Annotated in this window: 18 protein-coding genes and 1 riboswitch; of the genes, 11 read left to right on the forward strand and 7 right to left on the reverse strand. The window is 31.7% G+C overall.

The features are described from left to right. Positions 1-577: 577 nt before the first annotated feature. The 4 genes from WMO18_RS08575 to WMO18_RS08590 all read right to left on the reverse strand — a co-directional run bounded on the left by WMO18_RS08575 (position 578) and on the right by WMO18_RS08590 (position 3,321). The gene (locus WMO18_RS08575; protein WP_329979140.1) at positions 578-763 is read right to left on the reverse strand and encodes a hypothetical protein; all 186 of its coding nucleotides are present in this window, start codon (positions 761-763) and stop codon (positions 578-580) included. A gap of 263 nt (positions 764-1,026) precedes the next feature. Then, positions 1,027-1,563: a DUF5104 domain-containing protein gene (locus WMO18_RS08580; protein ID WP_367286544.1), complete on the reverse strand. Its 537-nt coding sequence runs from the start codon at positions 1,561-1,563 to the stop codon at positions 1,027-1,029. Positions 1,564-1,602: 39 nt separating this feature from the next. Then, on the reverse strand, positions 1,603-1,899 hold the full coding sequence (locus WMO18_RS08585; RefSeq protein WP_294671284.1) for a hypothetical protein: 297 nt from the start codon (positions 1,897-1,899) through the stop codon (positions 1,603-1,605). A 57-nt stretch (positions 1,900-1,956) separates the two neighbouring features. Further along, the gene (locus tag WMO18_RS08590) at positions 1,957-3,321 is read right to left on the reverse strand and encodes a glycosyltransferase family 39 protein (RefSeq protein WP_367286545.1); all 1,365 of its coding nucleotides are present in this window, start codon (positions 3,319-3,321) and stop codon (positions 1,957-1,959) included. A gap of 221 nt (positions 3,322-3,542) precedes the next feature. On the opposite strand from WMO18_RS08590, the gene cls reads away from it, so the two are divergent. After that, positions 3,543-5,120 carry a cardiolipin synthase gene (gene cls / locus WMO18_RS08595; protein WP_211148432.1) on the forward strand — a complete coding sequence of 526 codons (1,578 nt, stop codon included), beginning with the start codon at positions 3,543-3,545 and terminating at the stop codon, positions 5,118-5,120. 86 nt (positions 5,121-5,206) lie between these two features. Here cls and WMO18_RS08600 read toward each other — a convergent pair whose 3' ends face one another. The 3 genes from WMO18_RS08600 to WMO18_RS08610 all read right to left on the reverse strand — a co-directional run bounded on the left by WMO18_RS08600 (position 5,207) and on the right by WMO18_RS08610 (position 6,873). Continuing rightward, positions 5,207-5,749, reverse strand: coding sequence for a hypothetical protein (locus tag WMO18_RS08600; RefSeq protein WP_329979146.1), 543 nt, complete (start codon positions 5,747-5,749; stop codon positions 5,207-5,209). Positions 5,750-5,758: 9 nt separating this feature from the next. Continuing rightward, the gene (locus tag WMO18_RS08605; protein WP_329979147.1) at positions 5,759-6,214 is read right to left on the reverse strand and encodes a hypothetical protein; all 456 of its coding nucleotides are present in this window, start codon (positions 6,212-6,214) and stop codon (positions 5,759-5,761) included. A gap of 383 nt (positions 6,215-6,597) precedes the next feature. Beyond that, positions 6,598-6,873 (reverse strand): hypothetical protein, encoded by a 276-nt coding sequence (locus WMO18_RS08610; RefSeq protein WP_211148435.1) that lies wholly within the window; start codon positions 6,871-6,873, stop codon positions 6,598-6,600. Between the two features lie 192 nt (positions 6,874-7,065). Beyond that, a riboswitch (adenosylcobalamin-variant (AdoCbl-variant) riboswitch) is annotated at positions 7,066-7,149 on the forward strand. A 135-nt stretch (positions 7,150-7,284) separates the two neighbouring features. Here WMO18_RS08610 and WMO18_RS08615 point away from each other — a divergent pair. The 10 genes from WMO18_RS08615 to WMO18_RS08660 all read left to right on the forward strand — a co-directional run bounded on the left by WMO18_RS08615 (position 7,285) and on the right by WMO18_RS08660 (position 18,216). Further along, the gene (locus WMO18_RS08615) at positions 7,285-8,538 is read left to right on the forward strand and encodes a DUF4430 domain-containing protein (protein WP_367286546.1); all 1,254 of its coding nucleotides are present in this window, start codon (positions 7,285-7,287) and stop codon (positions 8,536-8,538) included. Further along, positions 8,535-10,859, forward strand: coding sequence for a hypothetical protein (locus WMO18_RS08620; protein ID WP_211148138.1), 2,325 nt, complete (start codon positions 8,535-8,537; stop codon positions 10,857-10,859). Before WMO18_RS08615 ends, WMO18_RS08620 begins: the two co-directional genes overlap by 4 nt. Before the next feature lie 72 nt (positions 10,860-10,931). Continuing rightward, positions 10,932-11,204 (forward strand): homing endonuclease associated repeat-containing protein, encoded by a 273-nt coding sequence (locus WMO18_RS08625; protein ID WP_211148139.1) that lies wholly within the window; start codon positions 10,932-10,934, stop codon positions 11,202-11,204. Beyond that, positions 11,194-11,454 carry a hypothetical protein gene (locus WMO18_RS08630; RefSeq protein ID WP_211148140.1) on the forward strand — a complete coding sequence of 87 codons (261 nt, stop codon included), beginning with the start codon at positions 11,194-11,196 and terminating at the stop codon, positions 11,452-11,454. Before WMO18_RS08625 ends, WMO18_RS08630 begins: the two co-directional genes overlap by 11 nt. After that, complete coding sequence (locus WMO18_RS08635) at positions 11,438-12,931, forward strand: prenyltransferase/squalene oxidase repeat-containing protein (protein ID WP_211148141.1); 1,494 nt, start codon at positions 11,438-11,440, stop codon at positions 12,929-12,931. Before WMO18_RS08630 ends, WMO18_RS08635 begins: the two co-directional genes overlap by 17 nt. 5 nt (positions 12,932-12,936) lie before the next feature. Further along, positions 12,937-14,481, forward strand: coding sequence for a prenyltransferase/squalene oxidase repeat-containing protein (locus WMO18_RS08640; protein ID WP_367286547.1), 1,545 nt, complete (start codon positions 12,937-12,939; stop codon positions 14,479-14,481). After that, a complete protein-coding gene (locus WMO18_RS08645) occupies positions 14,481-15,032 on the forward strand; it encodes a DUF4430 domain-containing protein (RefSeq protein ID WP_211148143.1) in 552 nt (183 codons plus the stop codon). Before WMO18_RS08640 ends, WMO18_RS08645 begins: the two co-directional genes overlap by 1 nt. Beyond that, a complete protein-coding gene (locus WMO18_RS08650; protein WP_211148144.1) occupies positions 15,022-15,918 on the forward strand; it encodes an energy-coupling factor transporter transmembrane component T in 897 nt (298 codons plus the stop codon). Before WMO18_RS08645 ends, WMO18_RS08650 begins: the two co-directional genes overlap by 11 nt. Further along, complete coding sequence (locus WMO18_RS08655) at positions 15,891-17,546, forward strand: ABC transporter ATP-binding protein (RefSeq protein WP_211148145.1); 1,656 nt, start codon at positions 15,891-15,893, stop codon at positions 17,544-17,546. The genes WMO18_RS08650 and WMO18_RS08655 overlap by 28 nt, the downstream gene beginning before the upstream one ends. After that, the gene (locus WMO18_RS08660; protein ID WP_211148146.1) at positions 17,539-18,216 is read left to right on the forward strand and encodes an ECF transporter S component; all 678 of its coding nucleotides are present in this window, start codon (positions 17,539-17,541) and stop codon (positions 18,214-18,216) included. Before WMO18_RS08655 ends, WMO18_RS08660 begins: the two co-directional genes overlap by 8 nt. Positions 18,217-18,672: the final 456 nt, after the last annotated feature.

An 18,672-nucleotide genomic window follows, 5' to 3' on the forward strand; every position in this document is an offset into this window, starting at 1 on the left:
TGCATAGTTTTGTTTTCTATCAATCATTTATCTAACTTAATACTATTCATTATTTTTGGTTGCTTACTTTTTGCGAGTGGATTTCATCAGATACTTTAATTCTGATGTGTAACTTTCAAGCGTGGTAGGAAACTTCCTCTATGCATTAGTAAGTTGGGGGAGTACTTTAATTTGATTTTTTAATTACATCTTTCTTTTTTATTCTAGGTGACTCTTATCTCCGCGTACATATTTTATCTAGAGAATACTGTCTACCGTGACAATCCATCCGTCAGCATTCGCTGACACCTTCCTTTACACAAGGAAGGCTTTTGTTTGTGCTAATTTTTAATATCTACATATGGCGAAGTTCTGATTTGAGAAAATTTGTTTCAAGGTATCAGTTGAGTGATTGTCAAAGTAAACTAGTTATAGGTGAAGTTTGATTTGATAATATGAACTTTGAGAAAGTTTAATATAATAAATTTTGCTGAAAGATTCTACACCTTTTAGCCTTAGTTTTATTATAATAATTTTTGTTCTGATGAACTATAAATAGTAGTGGACACTAAGGTATAACAAATCATATTGTTGCTACTTATTTATGAAAGTCATCACAAGTAGCTGATATACAGTTGAATAATTCTTGATGTTCACTGATTTTTTTCTTGCATTCTCTTTTTAATGTTTCAATTAGAGATACTTCAAAACCTTCTATATTTTCTTGGTCAATAGTAATAATTTTTCCTTTGCCGACTTTATAAATTTCTTTTGTGCCAATCATATAATAGAAACCTTTATATTTTTGATATATAACACAAGTGTCAATTTCTTTTCTTTTATAAATTAAGGAATACGAAATTCCATTAATTTTGATACCTACTAATGGTGAAAAATAAATTTTTTCAGACTTTGATATTTCATATAAAAAATACTACGGATTATTGCAACAATTATAAAAATAATCATTACAGCGAAAAAAAGTCATTAATGCCACAGTTAAAATTGTTTTGCCAATATGTATGTTTCCTTGGATAATTAATTTGATTATCTATTTAAATAGATACCATAATTTGGTTCAGAATCATTAATTTCAGAATCTTTTGTCGGTTCTAACTTTTCATTTTGTAGATAAATACACCATACACCCTCATTCAACTCATTAGTGTCATCTTGGTAACAAACATTAACACCAAAAGTAAATTTATCATTTTTATCTTTTAAAGTGGCTAGACAATCAGTATATGCAACTGTACCATTTTCATCAGTACTATCACTATCACCTGCCCAATCATAATCAACTTTTTCAGATTTTATTGTATAGTACTTAAAGGCTTTTTCTAAGTCTTTATCAAAGTTTTTGTACTTCTTCAATACTTCTTTAGCGAACAGTGATTTTACCATTTCTTTATCTTTGTTATCAAAAGCTTTAACTACCTTTTTCATTGTGTCAGTAGCAATTTTTTCTGATGATGCAAAAAAAGAATAGGGCAAAGCCTTTAGGTCACCACCAAGAATATTACATCCGGTTAAAGAAAAAGTGACAAACAATAGGGAAATAACAATACATAATAGTCTTTTCATTTATAATTCTCCTTAAAATAATAGATAACAGTCAGCAACTTAATAAAATATTGTAGGTAAGGAGGAATCATATTCTTGCAGATTTCTTTTAAGTACAACTGCTTTTTGTTCACTATCATTTAGAACAAAACTATTTAACCAATAAACAAAAGCATCACTACAAATTCCAATACCGAGCTTTTTACCATATTCATCTTTTTCCCAATACTGATGGTTATTATCTTTATTATATAACCACTTGTCACATTTCCTTTGATATTTTTTGATTTGAGTTCCTATTTCATCAGGAACATTGATAACATCTGTATAATAATCGAATACTAAGTTAACTAACATCATTACCTCTTTTCAGTGTAAATTTGATTTTGTTGTTAATATAAATAATATGAAATGCTATTTCTTCTGAACTGAATAAACCTGAAAGGTATTGAAGTCACATTTAAATGTATCAACTGATTTTAGTTTATAATTCTCTTTCAGGTACATAGGGGTTTTTGTTAATGTATTTTTCACAAACCAAACTGTATCACTTGAATTTATCTTAGACTTAATCTTCTTTTTATTAATGTACTGAACATTATCAAAAGCAGAAAACCATGACTCATAGTAGGTACAAATGTGAGTATTCTTAGGGTAATAGTATGACATAATTCCAAAGGCACTGTCGGAATAAATAAATGTATCGGAAGAAGAAGTGACTTTGTCAAAACGGTTGAAAAAGTTCTTCATTGATGGGTTGTATTCAAATATTCCTGTAACAACAACACAGCCTATGCTGAGAATAGAAAGGCATATGCAAATAACCTTTTTGGCTTTTACTTTAATATTTTTTGTGCCAAAAGCAACTAACAAAGCAAAAATTCCTAATACTTCATTGCAATATCTTGCTATGTAAAATGGTCGAATAAAGATAGTTACAAAAAGTCCGATTATCTGAACACTTAATATGCTGATTATTGCAAATATTATAGGTAATTTGCGATTATCTTTCTTTGCTAATATTAGTGCTGAAACAATAATTCCTGATGCAAAAACTATTAGTGAAAGTGGCTCTACACCTTTTAGCCAGAAGTTTCCTGCTGCTGATTTGGTTTGATTTAATAGTGGTATAATCCATGGAGAATATCCTGCTACCATTGCAATATATGAGATTATAATTGCTTTTAATAGTTTTCTGTCTTTTAAAATAATGTAAATATTAACGAATGCAAAAATTATTCCCACTGCAAGTAGTGCATAGAGGTGGTTGTATGCTGAAAATAAAGAGGCTATAACAAATATAACACAATGGTGTATTTTGTGATTTTCAATAAATAGCAAAGCCTCTATAAATGAAAGTGTAACGAAAAATATACACCATTGATATGACCTTTGCTGAACACTAAAATACAGTGACATAGGAACTGCACCTACAGTAAGCATATAGATTATTGATGTTGTATTGTCAAAATGCTTTTTTATTACTGTTAAGCCAAGTGAAAGTGTTGCAATATAGCCCAGTACAGAAAAGACTTTTGTGATATGTATTGAGTAACCGAAAATCATACAAAATACTTTTAATGACAAAAAGTATAGTGGTGGGTGCATATCGGTTTTCAGTATTTCAATTATCTTTGAGAAATTGTGCTGAATTAGTGATAGGGTATATGATTCATCAAACCATAGATTATTGTTAAAAATAAGGCTTATAGAAAATAAAGACAATATTCCGAAAATTATGTATGGTAACTTGTTGCTTTGATTTTTGAGATTTTTCATTATATTTTTCCTTTCTTGCAACTACAACCATTTTAACATCATTATCATATTAATTCAAGAATTGTATAAATGATTATGATTTTGGTTGATAATATTTTCCGTATTATTTAACAAATTTCTTCTTATTTTCATAAATATTATTTTTAGTATTGCATAATTTTCTTTTAATGTTAAAATATAAATGAGGAGCGGTAAATAAATTTTAATTATGGGAGGTAATTATGAAAAATCAAGAACAAGGCAAAAAGAAGATAGCATTTAAAAAGGGTATAATCTCAATGGTTTTCAGCCGATTTGGAATTGTGCTGGTTCTTCTTGCTTTGCAAATATTAGTTTTACTTGGTCTATTCTTAAAGTTTAGTCAGTTAGCACCACATTACTACATAATCTCAGCAGTATTTTACATATTTATGATTACAGTAATTGTGAATAGTGACCATGATGCATCAAGCAAAATTACTTGGCTGACTACAATGGCCTTTCTGCCTATATTCGGAGCATTGCTATACATTTATACTACTGTTGATATAGGCCACAGAGTTCTAAAGAAAAAAGTTACTAATATCCTAAAAAATACTAAAAATAAAATCACACAGGATAAATCTGTTATTGATAAAGTAGAAGAAATTTGTCCTGATGTAGCTGATTTGAATTATTATTTAAACAAGTCAGGAAGATTTCCGTTGTATGAAAATACTGATGTTACCTATTATCCAATAGGTGAAAAGATGTTTCAGTCAATGCTTGTTGAACTTGATAAAGCAAAAGACTTTATCTTTATGGAGTACTTCATTGTTGATGATGGATATATGTGGGATAATATTTTGGAAGTACTGATTAAAAAGGCAAATGAAGGTGTTGATGTTAGGGTAATGTATGATGGTACTTGTGAATTTGCATTACTACCAAGAACTTACCCTAGTAGCTTAGAGAAACTTGGAATTCATTGCAAGGTGTTCTCACCTGTATCACCGTTTATTTCAACACATTATAATTACAGAGACCATAGAAAGATTATGGTTATTGACGGTAAGACTGCCTATAACGGTGGAATCAATATGGCTGATGAGTACATTAACTATACCCATAAGTATGGTCATTTTAAGGATGTTGGTGTTATGCTAAAGGGTGATGCAGTAGATAGCTTTACACTAATGTTCCTACAAATGTGGAGTGTAAATGAAAGACATTGTGACTTTTCAAAGTACCTAAATGTAGGGGATAGCCCTTCTGCCGGTGGTTACTTTAGCAATGGTTTTGTAATGCCATTTGGTGATTGTCCACTTGATGAATATGATGTTGGCAAATCTGTATATATGGATATTCTTAATCGTGCAAAGGACTATGTTTATATTATGACACCATATATGATTATGGATGGTGAACTGGAAAATTCATTGACATTTTCAGCTGAGAGAGGTGTTGATGTTAGAATTATTTTGCCTCATATTTCAGACAGCTTTGTTGCACAAGCACTTGCAAAAACTCACTACAAGAAATTGCTTGATGCAGGTGTAAAGGTGTATGAATATACTCCCGGATTTGTCCATGCAAAAGTATTTGTAAGTGATGATGTTAAGTCGGTTGTGGGTTCAATTAATATGGACTACAGAAGTCTGTACCATCATTTTGAATGTGCAACATATATGTATGGTACAAGGTGTATTGAAGATATTAAAAGTGACTATAAGGATACACTTGCTAAGTGTCAGCAAGTTACATATGAAAGTATTAAGAATGATAAATGGTACATTAAACTAATCGGTAAAGTACTTAAGTTTGTTGCACCGTTAATATAGTTTATTATTTACTTTAAAATTTAATTTTACTTATTAAACCACCCCTAAAGGCAAATGCTTTTAGGGGTGGTTTTGCTTATATAGATTTAATTGTATGACACAGAATCAGCAATTTTTTCTAATGTGTCAGTATCAAGATTATCATTCCAACTGTAGAATGTTATTTCTTCATCATTATTATTAAAGGAAACATAGTCTGTTTTATAGATAACATTGTCAGCAGAAATTACTGCATCACCTTGTACTGTACTTAATGAATTTACTTCACCGTTAACTTTTATCATACTCTTAAAGTTATGGCTGATAATATTCTTTTCAGCTTTTGCATCATTGTTTAATGGTTCACCAAAGTCATACATATCTTCAGCTTTACTTTGGAAAAGTATTATCTTGTCCTTATCATTAGAAGTATCTTTAGAAAAATAAATCATTCCATTTTCCTTACTTTCATTCCAATCATTAGGTACTTTTATGGAAATTGTATTGCTTAATTTCACATCTTTCCAACCAAAATAAAAGTGAAAATCAATAAGGCTAAGAAATAAATAAGCTAGAGTACAAATGATAGCAACAATGACAGTTACAATAATCGCAATAGTTGCTTTGTGATGTTTTTTTAAAATAGTCATAGTAATCTCCTATCCAAATTTTTCTATTAAATATTTCTTGATTTTTTTAGTGTCGATAAGTAGGTCATTAACAAAAATTGCAAGGATAAAACAAGCAAAGACTAAGCCAAACAGAGTTTCACTGTCAAATTCCAAAAATTCATCAGCTCCAAAAATTGAAATTATGAGTAAAGCCAGAATTATAAGAATATCTACTATGTTAAGACAAGCAATGCCTACTATTCTGTAGTTACCTCTGAATTTAATCAATTTTCCGTAGAAAAATGGTTTTGCAGTAGTTTGACAACCAAAACGATCCTTGTTATCATCCTCATAAAATAAGCATAGAAAGTCCTTTTTGTTGCTTACCCAGTTGATACCTTTTCTGTTTTCACTGTACCTTCTGGGATATTTTTCTAGAATTTGATTTGATAATGTGTTTTCGATTTCTTCTATTGTACGGTTTGTCTTTATGTTTATAATCATATTTTACCTTTTCTATATAATTTGTAGAATGAAATTACTTCAAATCAGATACCAAAACAAAAATCACATTACAAAATAGGGGATTAATCCTACTATTATTGTTAATAGGGCAATGCAGAATAAATAATCCCTAGTACCACACCATAAATCATCATATAATTTTTTACTTTTTATGTAGCTGACAATTGTATATACAATAATTAACAAAGCTAATGGGATTGATATTACTGTCATTATAATATTGATGTACAGTGGAACATTTTTGAATATAGATATTTGCACAATAACAAAAATAATATCTATAATTTGAAGAAACATTAATATTTTATCATACTTATTTATATTACTTTTATTTCCGGAATGTTTCATAAGATTATAATTAACTACATTACAAAGAATACGGCAATAGCCCAACCCATAAGGATAACGGAGAAAAAGATTACCTGGAATGGGTTGCTATACCATGAGCCTGATGACTTACGATTTTTGATAGCAGAAATACCGGTAAGTACAAGCATAATTACAGCAGTAAGTCCCTCAAGAACAGACATTGCAACATTAAAACCAAATGGTGCAAGACGGAAGAAACACACCGATACAACTAAGAATACTGTACCTATAATAAATAATGTCATAAAAATTTTGTCTAAGTTTTTCATATTAATACCTCATTTCATATTTATAATAGTAGTTTATACTATTTATATGATATTGTAAAGTGATTTTTTGTTAATGTTTAACATTTAAAGGATTTCAAAAATCCCCATTATAGCTTTACTTAATACCATTTCATAACTAAAAAATATAAGTTGAAATATAGGGGAGATTGTGGTATACTGTCTTTGTAATTGAATAAGAATATAGGCAAGGGAAATACGGTGAAAGTCCGTTGCAACTGCCATTACTGTGAATTAAGCCAGATGACTTGCTATATTCAAGGTTTTAGTACTTTTGGGTAAGAAGAGTAACCATTTTTAAAGCATTACTATGGGTAATGTTTTGTTTTGGTGTCTCTTTGCGTTTTGCAAGGAGTTTTTTTATGCCCATTTTGTGTTATATTTTAGGTGTTTATGAAAAAGTTATTTGCTCTAATCCTTGTTGCTATCACAGTAATTCTATCATTTGGTATAGTAAATGTTTCTGCTAGTAGTGGTTATGTAACTATTAGCTTTCAGGACTATGGTATCCGTGGTAGTGACAAGGGAGATTTTCCTCATCAGCTTGGGAAAATCATTAACAAAACCAAAGTAAAAATTAATAAAAACGATACTATTGCAACTGTCACCTTAAGATTGTTAAAGGAAAAGGGTATCAAACCGGCATATACAGGTAAACCTGAAATGGGTGGTGGGTTTTACCTTGCATCAATTGACAACTTTACTACAGTCAGTGGAAAAAAGGTTAGTGACGGTTACGGTTTAGGTGAATTTTCTGTTGGTAGTGAAAGTGGTTGGATGATTAGCTACAACAATTGGTTTATCAATAAAGGTGCTTCAGAATTTTATGTAAAGAATAATGATGAAATTAAGTGGCAGTTTACTGCTACCGGTCTTGGTAAAGATATTGGTTGTGACTTTAATAACCCTATTGCAAAAATTAAGAATTTGCATTTTACAAGTGGTAAGCTGTCACCTAGCTTTTCTACTAATAATAAAAGCTATACCTTAACTTTGCCTAAAGGTAAAAGTACTGTTGCAATAAGTGCAACTTTGGAAAATTATTATTCTAGGGTAACTTATCATTATAATGGGAAAAGTTATAGTGATAATGAGTATTTTAAGGTAAAGAACAATACTTCAATTACAGTTAAATCTGTTTTTGACAATGGAGAAGGCAAAAAAGACAGTGATACTGTTACTGTTAAAGTGAAAATTCCTACTTCAAAAACTACTAAAAATACTACTGATAAAACCACAAAGAAAAATACTGCTAATAACAGTAGCAAAGCAGTTAATAAAAATTCTGTAAATAATAATACAGATAATAGTATTAATAGTATAGATAATAATTCTTCTAAGGAAAATAAAAATGTCGATAACAAGAAGAATGATACAAAAGAAATTGCTACTGATAACAGTAAAAATATCAGTAAGGAAACAGTAAGCAATACTGAAAATGTCAAGGGTAATAATGAAGATAATAATTCTAATGTTTCTGATAACTCTGATAATTTTAGTAGTGAAAGTAGTAATAATTCTGTAAAAGAAATTAATACTGTAAATGGATTTTTCATTTTTTTAATAATAATTGCAGGTGTAGTTGTTTTGGCAATTATAGCTTGCATTATGATATTATATAAAAACAACAAGGAGAGGAAACAATGAGGAAATTATTATCATTATTTCTTGCACTAGCTCTTGTTATTTCAACAGTAGCAACTTTTAGTGCAGAAGAAGAAAAGGCTTTTGACGGTTATATTTATATGACTGTTGAAAGAAACACTCTTGGTCAAGGTTTCGTTCAAGAACCAATTAAGGTTGGTTACTATGAGGGTGACTCTTTGGCAGATATTACAGAAAGAATGTTAGGCGACAGAAGTACATTTACAGGTGATATTTCAAACTACTACCTAGAAGGTATCAAAGATGGTGGCGAACCTGAAAATTGGACTTCTGATGAAATTCCTTCAGACATTAAGAATGCTCTTGGTAAAAATGTAAATGGTAGAACAAAGGACGATGTTCTTCAGGCTTTTGACTACACTTCATACAGTGGTTGGATGTTTACTGTAGATAACAAGGGTATTGATGTTGGTGCAGGTGGTGTTAGCTATGCTGACAAGGCAGACACAACTCACTATACAGACGGTAGTGTTGTAAGACTTCAGTACACTCTTTACGGCTATGGTGAAGATGTTGGTATTAGCTGGGGTATGATGAGCTTTGATACTACAAATAAGTTTGTAGATAGAAGTGACCTTATTTCTTATGTTGCTGATATTAATGACGAAAATGCTCAGAGTGAATACGGTACTGCTTATACAGATGCAGTTAAGCTATTAAACACTTGGAATGTAACAGAAGAACAGATTGATAATGCTATTAAGGCACTTGACGATGCAAAACAGTCAACACCTGATGAACCTGAGGACACTCACAATGTTGAGTGGGCCGGTGCTATGAACAACTTTAAGGACGGTAATCAAGTAACTGATACTAAGGTTGTAAAGAACAATCCTGAAGAAAAGTGGTCTTATGAACTTAACAGAACTAAGGGTTCTTGGGGTTCTTACTATGCCGGTCAGTCAGTAATTGTTGACGATTACCTATATGCAACAGGTGGTGGTAACCTACATAAGGTTGACACAAAGACAGGTAAAGGCGAAACTGTTGCAGTAGCAGGTTCAACAGCATTCTACTATGACTATGTTGCATATGGTGACGGAATGATTTTCGTTTCAACTTCAAATGATATTGAAGCATTTGACATTGATACTCTACAGTCACTTGGTAAAGTTAAGGGTACATTTAGTCAGTATCACCCTATGCAGTACAACAAGGGTTACTTAGTTTGTAACGGTAACATTTATAAGGTAAATAAAAATAGTGACAATGTACTAACTCAGGTTGGTGAAGGTACTATTGGTGGTGACTCATTTAACTGGTCACAAGGTGTATTTGCTAATAATTACTACTATGTAGTAGCAACAAATGATATTTACTGTGTTGACTACAAGACAAACACAATTAAGTATCAGTATAAGTATGATGAAAACCGTACTACAACTTTTAATATTGGTGGTGAACTTGCTTACGATAGCACAACAGACTATCTATATTGGGGTTCATACAAACAGAAAAACCTACATGCAGTTAAGCTAAATGATAATGGTGACTTTGATAAGGAAACTTATAAATCTGCTACTATCAGCCAAGAAACTGTATGTGCACCGGTTGTATATAACAACAGAATTTATGTAGCAGGTCAGGGTGGTACTATTGATGTTATCAACGGTAATCCTGATGACAATGACTTTTTAAGCACTATCTATACAACTAACAAAATCGGTATGAAGATTCAGAGTAACCCAATCCTTTCAACAGGTTACGAAGAAGAAACAGGTAATGTTTATATTTATGTTCAGTCATACAATGCACCGGGTAATATTTATTATCTAGAGGATAATGAAAACAGCACTTCCGGTGAACTAAAGCAGTTAAGCAACCTTTCAACAACAAGTACAGCAGCATATGCTTACGAACAGATTGCTATTGATGATGAAGGTCAAATCTACTTCTTTAACGAAGAAGGTTATCTATATTGCTATGGTGAAAAGCATATTCATAACTACACTTATGAAACTCTATTAAACGGTAAACACATTAAGACTTGTGATGGTTGTGGTGAAAGTGAAGAAGAATTCTGTACTTTCGAAAACGACAAGTGTATTTACTGTGGTGTAGAGAGAAGTAAGTATATTTATGGTGACATAAACCAAGATGGTGAAGTAACTGTTCAGGATACAACATTACTACAGAAGTATGTTACTAAGTTAGCTGAACTAAATGATGTTCAGAAAGAATGTGCTATGTTTGACCATATGGATAAAATTACTGTAAAATCTGCAACAAAGATTCAGAAGTATATTGCCAATCCGGAACTTGATACTTTAATTGGTGCATCATTCTATATGTATTCAAAATAATTAAATTTATAGGGGTAACTGATACTTCCTTAGGGGAGTATCAGTTATTTCCATATTTACAGTGGAGAAATAATGGAAGACAAGTTAACTAAAGAAGATTGTATAGTTCTTATTAAGAATAAATTTAATGAAAATAATGAATTGCCTAAGAAAAGTGACTTTACAGATTGGCAAGTTATGATGATAAAGTCCCACCTAGGTCCATGGCCAAGAGCCTTAGAAAAGGCAGGAGTAAAACCACCTAGGGATGACAAAAAATTATTAGTAAAACAAGAGAAACAAAAAAGAGCAAAGGAAAGAAAAGCTCAGTACAAGAAAAATTGTGAGAAAAATAATGAAGAATAAAAATTCTAATAAAGAAAATAAAACTATGAAATTTAAGAAATTAACTTTGACTGTAATATCAGTAATTCTGCTAATTATTATTAGTTGTACAACTTGTTTTGCAACTGACGGTAGTAGTGTTAGTGATGTTTACATATATATTATGTTTATTATTGTTACTGCAGTTGCAGTAGCTGAGGGTGTGTATATTGCATACCTAAAGATTTTTAAATTAAATAAAAAGGAAAAGAAAAATGCAGAGAAAAAGTAAGTTCCTAGTGTTGCCTATTGTTGTTGCAATTTTCCTTTCTATTATAAGTGTAGGTTCGGTTAGTACTTCACTAAAGGGTAGGGAAGAATATAACGCTACAGGAAAGTACCTTGCTAATCAATCCCCAATTGTAGGTTCAATCGGTGGTGAGTGGGAGGTTATCGGTCTTGCCAGGTCTGATTTAAATATAGACAAATCCTACTTTGAAAAATATCAGAATAATGTAGTAAATACTTTGGTGGAGAAGAATGGAGTTTTATCTACTGCAAAATACACAGAGTATTCAAGGGTTATCCTTTCACTAACTTCAATAGGCAGTGATGTTACTAATGTAAGCAGTTATAACCTTTTAAGTTATTTATCTGATTTTAATAAGGTAAAAAGGCAAGGTATCAACGGTCCTATATGGGCATTAATTGCACTTGACAGTAACAATTACGAAATTCCAACAAATGAAAATCCTAGCAACCAAACTACTAGGGAAAATCTAATTGAATATATTATAAGTAAAGAACTAAGTAACGGTGGATGGGCTTTAATCGGTAATACACCTGACCCTGACATTACTGCAATGGCTGTTACTTCTTTGGCTAAGTATTATAATTCTAATGAAGAAGTAAAAAAGTCGGTTGACAGAGGTATTACTGCTTTGACTAAGATGCAAAATTCTTCAGGAGAATTTTCTAGCTTTGGTACTGTTAACAGTGAAAGTACAAGTCAAGTTATTGTGGCACTTTGCTCATTAGGTATTAACCCTGACACAGATAAAAGATTTATTAAGAATGGCAAAAGTCTTGTTGACATTTTGCTTTCTTATTATGTTGGAAATGGTTTTTCCCACACTAAAGGCAGTAACTATAATCAAATGGCTACCGAACAATGTTTTTACGGTTTAGTGGCTTATTATAGGCTATGCAATAACAAGAATTTCTTGTATAATATGACCGATGTGTATGAAAAGCCTTATGACCCTACTGTAACAGAGGCTACAACAACAAAGCCTGTTGAGTCAAAACCTACTGTTACAAATTCTACTACACATAAAAATACAACTACCAATCCAACAAATACTACAAATAAAACCGAGATTGTATATACTACCGGTAGTTATAATTCTACAACAGAAAATAAAACTACCCCAACATATAACAACACAAATAATTATCAGCCTAATGATAATTCAGTTAATAGTGTTGTAAATAATAATACCGATAACAGTAGTGTTAGTGAAGAAACAGTAGCAGAAACTACTTCTAATACTGAAAGTACAACAGTGAGCAACACTACAACTTCGACAACAGAAAGTACCACAGTAACTAATAATTCTACTAAAGAAAATAAAAAATCTAATGTAATTACAAAGTCAAAGGACTATAAGGATGTGTTTATTAACCTGATTATGATTTTTGTGATAGGTATTCTTGCAGTGGTTTTAGGTACATTAATAATGATGATTAAGAAGAAACGTGATAAATAATGAAAATGATTAAGAAGATTATACCTTGTGTAATTGTAATGGTGATGATACTTTCTACCGTAACAGTTGCCTATGGTGCTGAAAGTAAAATATATTCTACAAAAGAATTAAAAACTATTTGTGATAATATTATAAATTGGAAAAAGTCTGACCAAAAAGTCAGTAAAGACAGTAATCTTTTTACCGGTGAATACCTAACTTATGCCGGTACTACTAATGGTGACTGGTATCCTATTGCTATGAATAGGCTTGGTTATGATGATGACTATAACGCATATTTAACATCTTTAAAGGACTATGTGGAAAAGTCATACAAAACTCCTCAGAAGTTAAGTAAATATAAGTCAACAGAATGGCACAGAATTACACTTTCTGTTTTAGCTTGTGGTGGTAATCCTACAGAATTTGGCAAAGATAAAGACGGCAACAGTATCAACCTAATTGCTGACGGTACATATAACAGAGATGGTTTAGGTAGACAAGGTATCAACGGTTACATTTGGGCATTAATTGCACTTGACAGTAACAACTATTCTGTACCAAGTAATGCACTTAACAGTAAGGAAAGCATTATTAACAGTATAATCTCAGCTCAAAACAGTGATGGTGGATGGGCTTTAACTAGTGGTGACTCTGATGTTGACTTAACTGCAATGGCTTTACAATCCCTTGCTAAAAATCAAGATTATAAAAATGTAAAAGACTCTATTAACAAGGCACTTAACTACCTTTCAAAAAGTCAAAAGAACAGTGGTGGCTTTACTAGTTGGGGTACTGAAAATGTAGAAAGTTCAAGTCAAGTTGTAATCGCACTTTCTGCACTAAATATTAATGCTCAAACCGATAAAAGGTTTATCAAAGGTAACAACACTTTACTGTCAGCTATAATGAAGTACAAAACTTCCGATGGTGGATTTACTCATTCTTATGTAAATGATAAGGATAACCCTACAGCAGTAGCAGGTAAATCAAATTCAATGGCTAGTGAACAAACATTACTTGCACTTTCATCATATATTCGTTATGTAAATGGAGAAAAGTCACTTTATGACTTTACCGATACAATTTCTAAGAAAAGTCCTTTGACTGATAAAGATATTGAAAAGATTAATAATTTACCTAAAGATTTAACCACAGAAAACTATGGTGATGTTTTAGCTTTATTGGAAAAGGCACAGTACAGTAAAAATGAAAAGTATGTTTCTACTCTGAAAAATGATAAAGCAGAAATAGAAAAAATACAGGAAAAAATCAACTCAATTAATACTACTATCAATTCACTTTATCCTATTGATAATGTGAAAATCAGCGATAAAGATAAAATTGAAAAGGTAATTGCTGACTACAATAGTTTAAGTAGTTATGACAAAACAAAAGTTTCAGGCTTTGATGATACGGAAAGAGCCTTAGCAGTAGTCAGTGAAAAAACAAGAAATATTATAGTTTTTGCAGTACTTACAGTTGTGGCAGTACTACTGATACTATTTGTAGTTTTACGAATCAGAAAAAGAATTAAGAAGAAAAAAGAAATTGATTTTGAGGAAGAATAGTGAAGAAAGATATTCTTGCGATTTTTGCCGGTATAATAGTAGTAATTATCTTAATAATGGGTACAGATTTTCAGTCTGTTGATGAATATTACTTAACCCATGTTGACGATATTAAACCGGATAGCAAAACAGTAACAATGACAATAGAATGTAAAACTGTCTTTGACAATAAGGATAAGCTAGATTCAAACTTAGAAAAGTATATTCCAAAGGATGGCTATATTCTAAAGAAAACTAGGTTTGTGCTTAACCCAAAGGATACTGTTTTTGATATTCTTGACAGAGTAACTCGCTACAAGAAAATCCAAATGGAATATCAGGGTGCTGACCTAAATAAATACGGTAGTGCCTATATTGAGGGTATTAACTACCTTTATGAATATTCTTGTGGAGAATTATCAGGCTGGATGTATAAGGTGAACAATAAGTTTCCTAAGTATGGTTGTTCTAATTATACTTTAAAAGACGGTGACGATATTGTCTGGTCCTATACCTGTGATTTAGGCAGAGATGTTGGTTGTGATTTTGTGGAGGAAAACAATGGAAAGTAACAAGTTAAAAAGTTTTGCCACAATTCATCCGGCAGTTTTAATGGTGTATTTTCTAAGTGAAATTGTAATTTCTATGTTTAGCACAAACCCTATAATTTTAGGTGTAGGGTTAGTTGGTGGACTTTTGTTTTTCCTAATGATTCAAGATATAAAGGTGTTTCTAAAGGATTTGACCTTTTACATTCCTATGTTCCTATTGATAACAATTATCAATCCACTATTTTCACACAACGGTGTAACACCACTGTTCTTTATGAATGGCAACCCTGTAACTATGGAGGCTATTATTTACGGTATGGATATTGCCCTAATGCTGATGGCAGTTATCTATTGGTGCAAGTGCTATAGCTTAATTATGACTACTGATAAGTTCCTTTATCTTTTCGGTAAGGCTATTCCTAAGCTTTCCCTTGTACTGTCAATGGCACTAAGGTTCATTCCTTTGTTTAAAGAAAAGCTACATGAAATCAGAAATGTACAAAGTTCAATAGGTCTGTATGACAGAAAAGGCTTTGTAAATAAAATCACAAGTGAACTAAAGGTGTTTTCTGCACTAATCACTTGGTCACTTGAAAATTCTGTAGAAACTGCCTCATCAATGAAAGCAAGAGGTTATGGACTAAAGGGAAGAACCCACTTTTCTATGTACAAATTTAGGTCAAGGGACTTAATTTATCTACTTGCTATTGTAATTTTCTTTGGCATAGTAATTGTAGGAATGGCTATGGGAGTAACTGACTTTAGCTTTTATCCGGAAATATCAAATTTTAATTTTGGCATTAATCAGATTATTGTATATATTAGTTTTGCTTTATTATCATTTATACCATTTGTATCAGAGGTTTGGGAGGTGATTGTGTGGAAATACTCAGTATCAAAGATTTAACATTTTCTTATCCGAATAAGGAAAACTTTGCACTACAAAATGTGAACCTATCTATTAACAGTGGTGACTTTGTTGTGGTGTGTGGTCAGTCAGGTAGTGGCAAAACTACACTGCTTAGAATGTTAAAAAAAGAAATTGCACCACATGGGGAAAAGCAAGGTGCAGTTTATTATAAGGGTGAAGATGTAGAAAAGCTAGATGACAAAATTTCTGCACAAAAAATCGGCTTTGTATTCCAAAAGCCTGACCAACAAATTGTTACGGATAAGGTGTGGCATGAACTTGCTTTTGGTCTTGAAAGCCTAGGTTATGACTCTGACTATATAAGACTGAGAGTAGGGGAAATGGCAAACTACTTTGGCATTACAAGTCTGTTTAGGAAAAAGACTACTGAGCTTTCAGGTGGTCAAAAGCAGTTGATGAATCTTGCCTCAGTTATGGCAATGTCACCTGATGTTATTATTCTTGATGAACCTACTTCTCAGCTTGACCCTATAACTGCCAATGATTTTATTACAACCTTAAAGAAAATCAATGATGAACTTGGACTAACTGTAATTATTATTGAACATAGATTGCAAGAGGTTTTCCCTATTGCCGATAAGGTTGCAGTTATGGAAGATGGCAAGGTGATTTGTTACGATACACCTAGGAATGTGTGTGAAAAGCTAAGTAACCACCCTATGTCACAGGGTTTCCCTTCAGCAGTACGAATTTGGCAAAAGTCCGGCAGTAAAGGTGAATGTCCTTTAACAGTAAAGGAAGGTAGAAATTTTATTAACTTAAATTTCTCTGAAAGAAAATTACCTTTGCGAAATACTATTCCGAATACAGAAGATATTATCACCCTAAAGGATGTATTCTTTAGATATGAAAAAGGTGGAAATGACATTCTTTCCGGTACAAATTTAAGTATAAAAAAAGGTGAACACTTCTGTATTTTAGGTGGTAACGGTTCAGGCAAAACCACAACCTTGAAAATTCTTGCAGGACTTCTAAAGCCATACAGAGGTAAGGTTATTATTGATAACAACAAAATGACTAAGAAAACCACTGCCGATTTTAACCGACTTGGTGTTGCAATGTTGCCACAAAACCCTGAATCTGTTTTCCTGAAATCCAGGGTAATTGATGACTATACAGAACTTTGCAAAATTAAGGGAATTGAAAAGTCAAATTATGAAGATAAGATAAATTCAGTAGCTGAAAAGTTAGGTATAAAGGACTTATTAGAAAACCACCCTTATGACCTTAGTGGTGGTGAAATACAGAAATGTGCTTTAGGAAAAGTCCTGATTTCTGAACCGAAAATTCTCTTACTTGATGAGCCTACTAAGGGTGTGGATGCTTACAGTAAGCTTTCTTTAAGCAAGATTTTGCAAGAGATTAAATCAGATGGTGTGACAATTATTACAGTAACTCATGATGTGGAATTTGCCTCAATAGTAGCAGACAGATGTGGTCTTTTCTTTGATGGGGAAGTGCTGTCCTCACTTGTACCACAAGAATTTTTCTCAAAAAATAATTTCTACACCACAGCATCAAGCAGAATTTCTCGTGATAAATTCGCAAATGCAGTTACTGTTGATGATGTAGTTTCTCTAATTAAGGAGGAACAAAATGGCTAAGAAAATAATTAAACTTTCATTTCTGATAATATTAGTACCACTTGCAGTTATATTAGGTGTGGTGGTTTTTAAGGATAGGTCATATGCTTGGGTGTCACTTTGTGTGGCATTATTTTCCCTAGTACCACTATTTTTGACCTTTGAAAAGAAGGACACCAATACCACAAAGTTAGTTATCTTAGCAGTAATGATTGCACTTTCAGTAGCCGGTAGATTTCTATTTTCATTTATTCCACATTTTAAGCCTGTAACTGCAATGGTGGTGATAACCGGTATTTATATGGGTTATGAATATGGCTTTATTTGTGGTGCATTTACGGCTTTAATTTCTAACTTTATTTTCGGTCAAGGACCATGGACACCATTCCAAATGTTTGCTTGGGGACTGATTGGATTACTTGCAGGGTTACTTGCTAAAGTTCTTCAAAAGAATATTATTATTCTACTTGTTTTTGGTGCATTAGCCGGTGTTTTATTCTCATTTTTTATGGATGTGTGGACAACATTTTGGTATGACGGTACATTTAACTTTTCAAGATTTATTGCAAATATTGTAACTGCAATCCCTGTTACAATCACCTATGCCATTTCAAATGTGGTGTTCCTCTTTGTACTAATAAAACCAATCGGCAAAAAACTTGAGCGTATAAAAATAAAATACGGTCTTTAATTTATCTTTTATTATTTCAAAATATTGTAGTAATTGTAAATGTTGATTTAAAATATAATAAATATAGGTGATTATAATAGTAGGGTAATTATTTATATATAGTTCCTATTGGATAGAATTTGAAATATAAAAATAAAAACTTTAAAATAAAAATAAAGAGTACAGTTGAATTGATTTTAATTTCTCAGTTCATCCTGTACTCTTTTTATTTTTTCAATTTTGATTTTGGATAAGATAAATTGGTTTTACAAATTAGGGTTAGTGGGGATGTTGCAAATTATATAAAAGTGTATACTATGTCCTTTCTCTCTTATATACCAAGTTATTGCACAATTAATAATACAACAATATTTTGTAGCATAAACAGTACCGATTTTTATATCATATTATGGCTTACAGGTGTAGGGGCGAACAGTGTTCGCCCGTAATGAAAGTGTGATATCTATGGGATTTTTG

Source organism: Ruminococcoides intestinihominis (genome assembly GCF_040096285.1).
GTDB classification, from domain to species: domain Bacteria; phylum Bacillota; class Clostridia; order Oscillospirales; family Acutalibacteraceae; genus Ruminococcoides; species Ruminococcoides intestinihominis.

What these genes read in the sequence shown, in the direction of transcription:
- WMO18_RS08605 (WP_329979147.1), bottom strand. Translation starts at nt 6,214, where the DNA reads ATGATTATAAACATAAAGACAAACCGTACAATAGAAGAAATCGAAAAC.
- cls (WP_211148432.1), top strand. Translation starts at nt 3,543, where the DNA reads ATGAAAAATCAAGAACAAGGCAAAAAGAAGATAGCATTTAAAAAGGGT.
- WMO18_RS08590 (WP_367286545.1), bottom strand. Translation starts at nt 3,321, where the DNA reads ATGAAAAATCTCAAAAATCAAAGCAACAAGTTACCATACATAATTTTC.
- WMO18_RS08585 (WP_294671284.1), bottom strand. Translation starts at nt 1,899, where the DNA reads ATGTTAGTTAACTTAGTATTCGATTATTATACAGATGTTATCAATGTT.
- WMO18_RS08640 (WP_367286547.1), top strand. Translation starts at nt 12,937, where the DNA reads ATGATTAAGAAGATTATACCTTGTGTAATTGTAATGGTGATGATACTT.
- WMO18_RS08610 (WP_211148435.1), bottom strand. Translation starts at nt 6,873, where the DNA reads ATGAAAAACTTAGACAAAATTTTTATGACATTATTTATTATAGGTACA.
- WMO18_RS08600 (WP_329979146.1), bottom strand. Translation starts at nt 5,749, where the DNA reads ATGACTATTTTAAAAAAACATCACAAAGCAACTATTGCGATTATTGTA.
- WMO18_RS08625 (WP_211148139.1), top strand. Translation starts at nt 10,932, where the DNA reads ATGGAAGACAAGTTAACTAAAGAAGATTGTATAGTTCTTATTAAGAAT.
- WMO18_RS08635 (WP_211148141.1), top strand. Translation starts at nt 11,438, where the DNA reads ATGCAGAGAAAAAGTAAGTTCCTAGTGTTGCCTATTGTTGTTGCAATT.
- WMO18_RS08575 (WP_329979140.1), bottom strand. Translation starts at nt 763, where the DNA reads ATGATTGGCACAAAAGAAATTTATAAAGTCGGCAAAGGAAAAATTATT.
- WMO18_RS08615 (WP_367286546.1), top strand. Translation starts at nt 7,285, where the DNA reads ATGAAAAAGTTATTTGCTCTAATCCTTGTTGCTATCACAGTAATTCTA.
- WMO18_RS08650 (WP_211148144.1), top strand. Translation starts at nt 15,022, where the DNA reads ATGGAAAGTAACAAGTTAAAAAGTTTTGCCACAATTCATCCGGCAGTT.
- WMO18_RS08580 (WP_367286544.1), bottom strand. Translation starts at nt 1,563, where the DNA reads ATGAAAAGACTATTATGTATTGTTATTTCCCTATTGTTTGTCACTTTT.
- WMO18_RS08630 (WP_211148140.1), top strand. Translation starts at nt 11,194, where the DNA reads ATGAAGAATAAAAATTCTAATAAAGAAAATAAAACTATGAAATTTAAG.
- WMO18_RS08660 (WP_211148146.1), top strand. Translation starts at nt 17,539, where the DNA reads ATGGCTAAGAAAATAATTAAACTTTCATTTCTGATAATATTAGTACCA.
- WMO18_RS08620 (WP_211148138.1), top strand. Translation starts at nt 8,535, where the DNA reads ATGAGGAAATTATTATCATTATTTCTTGCACTAGCTCTTGTTATTTCA.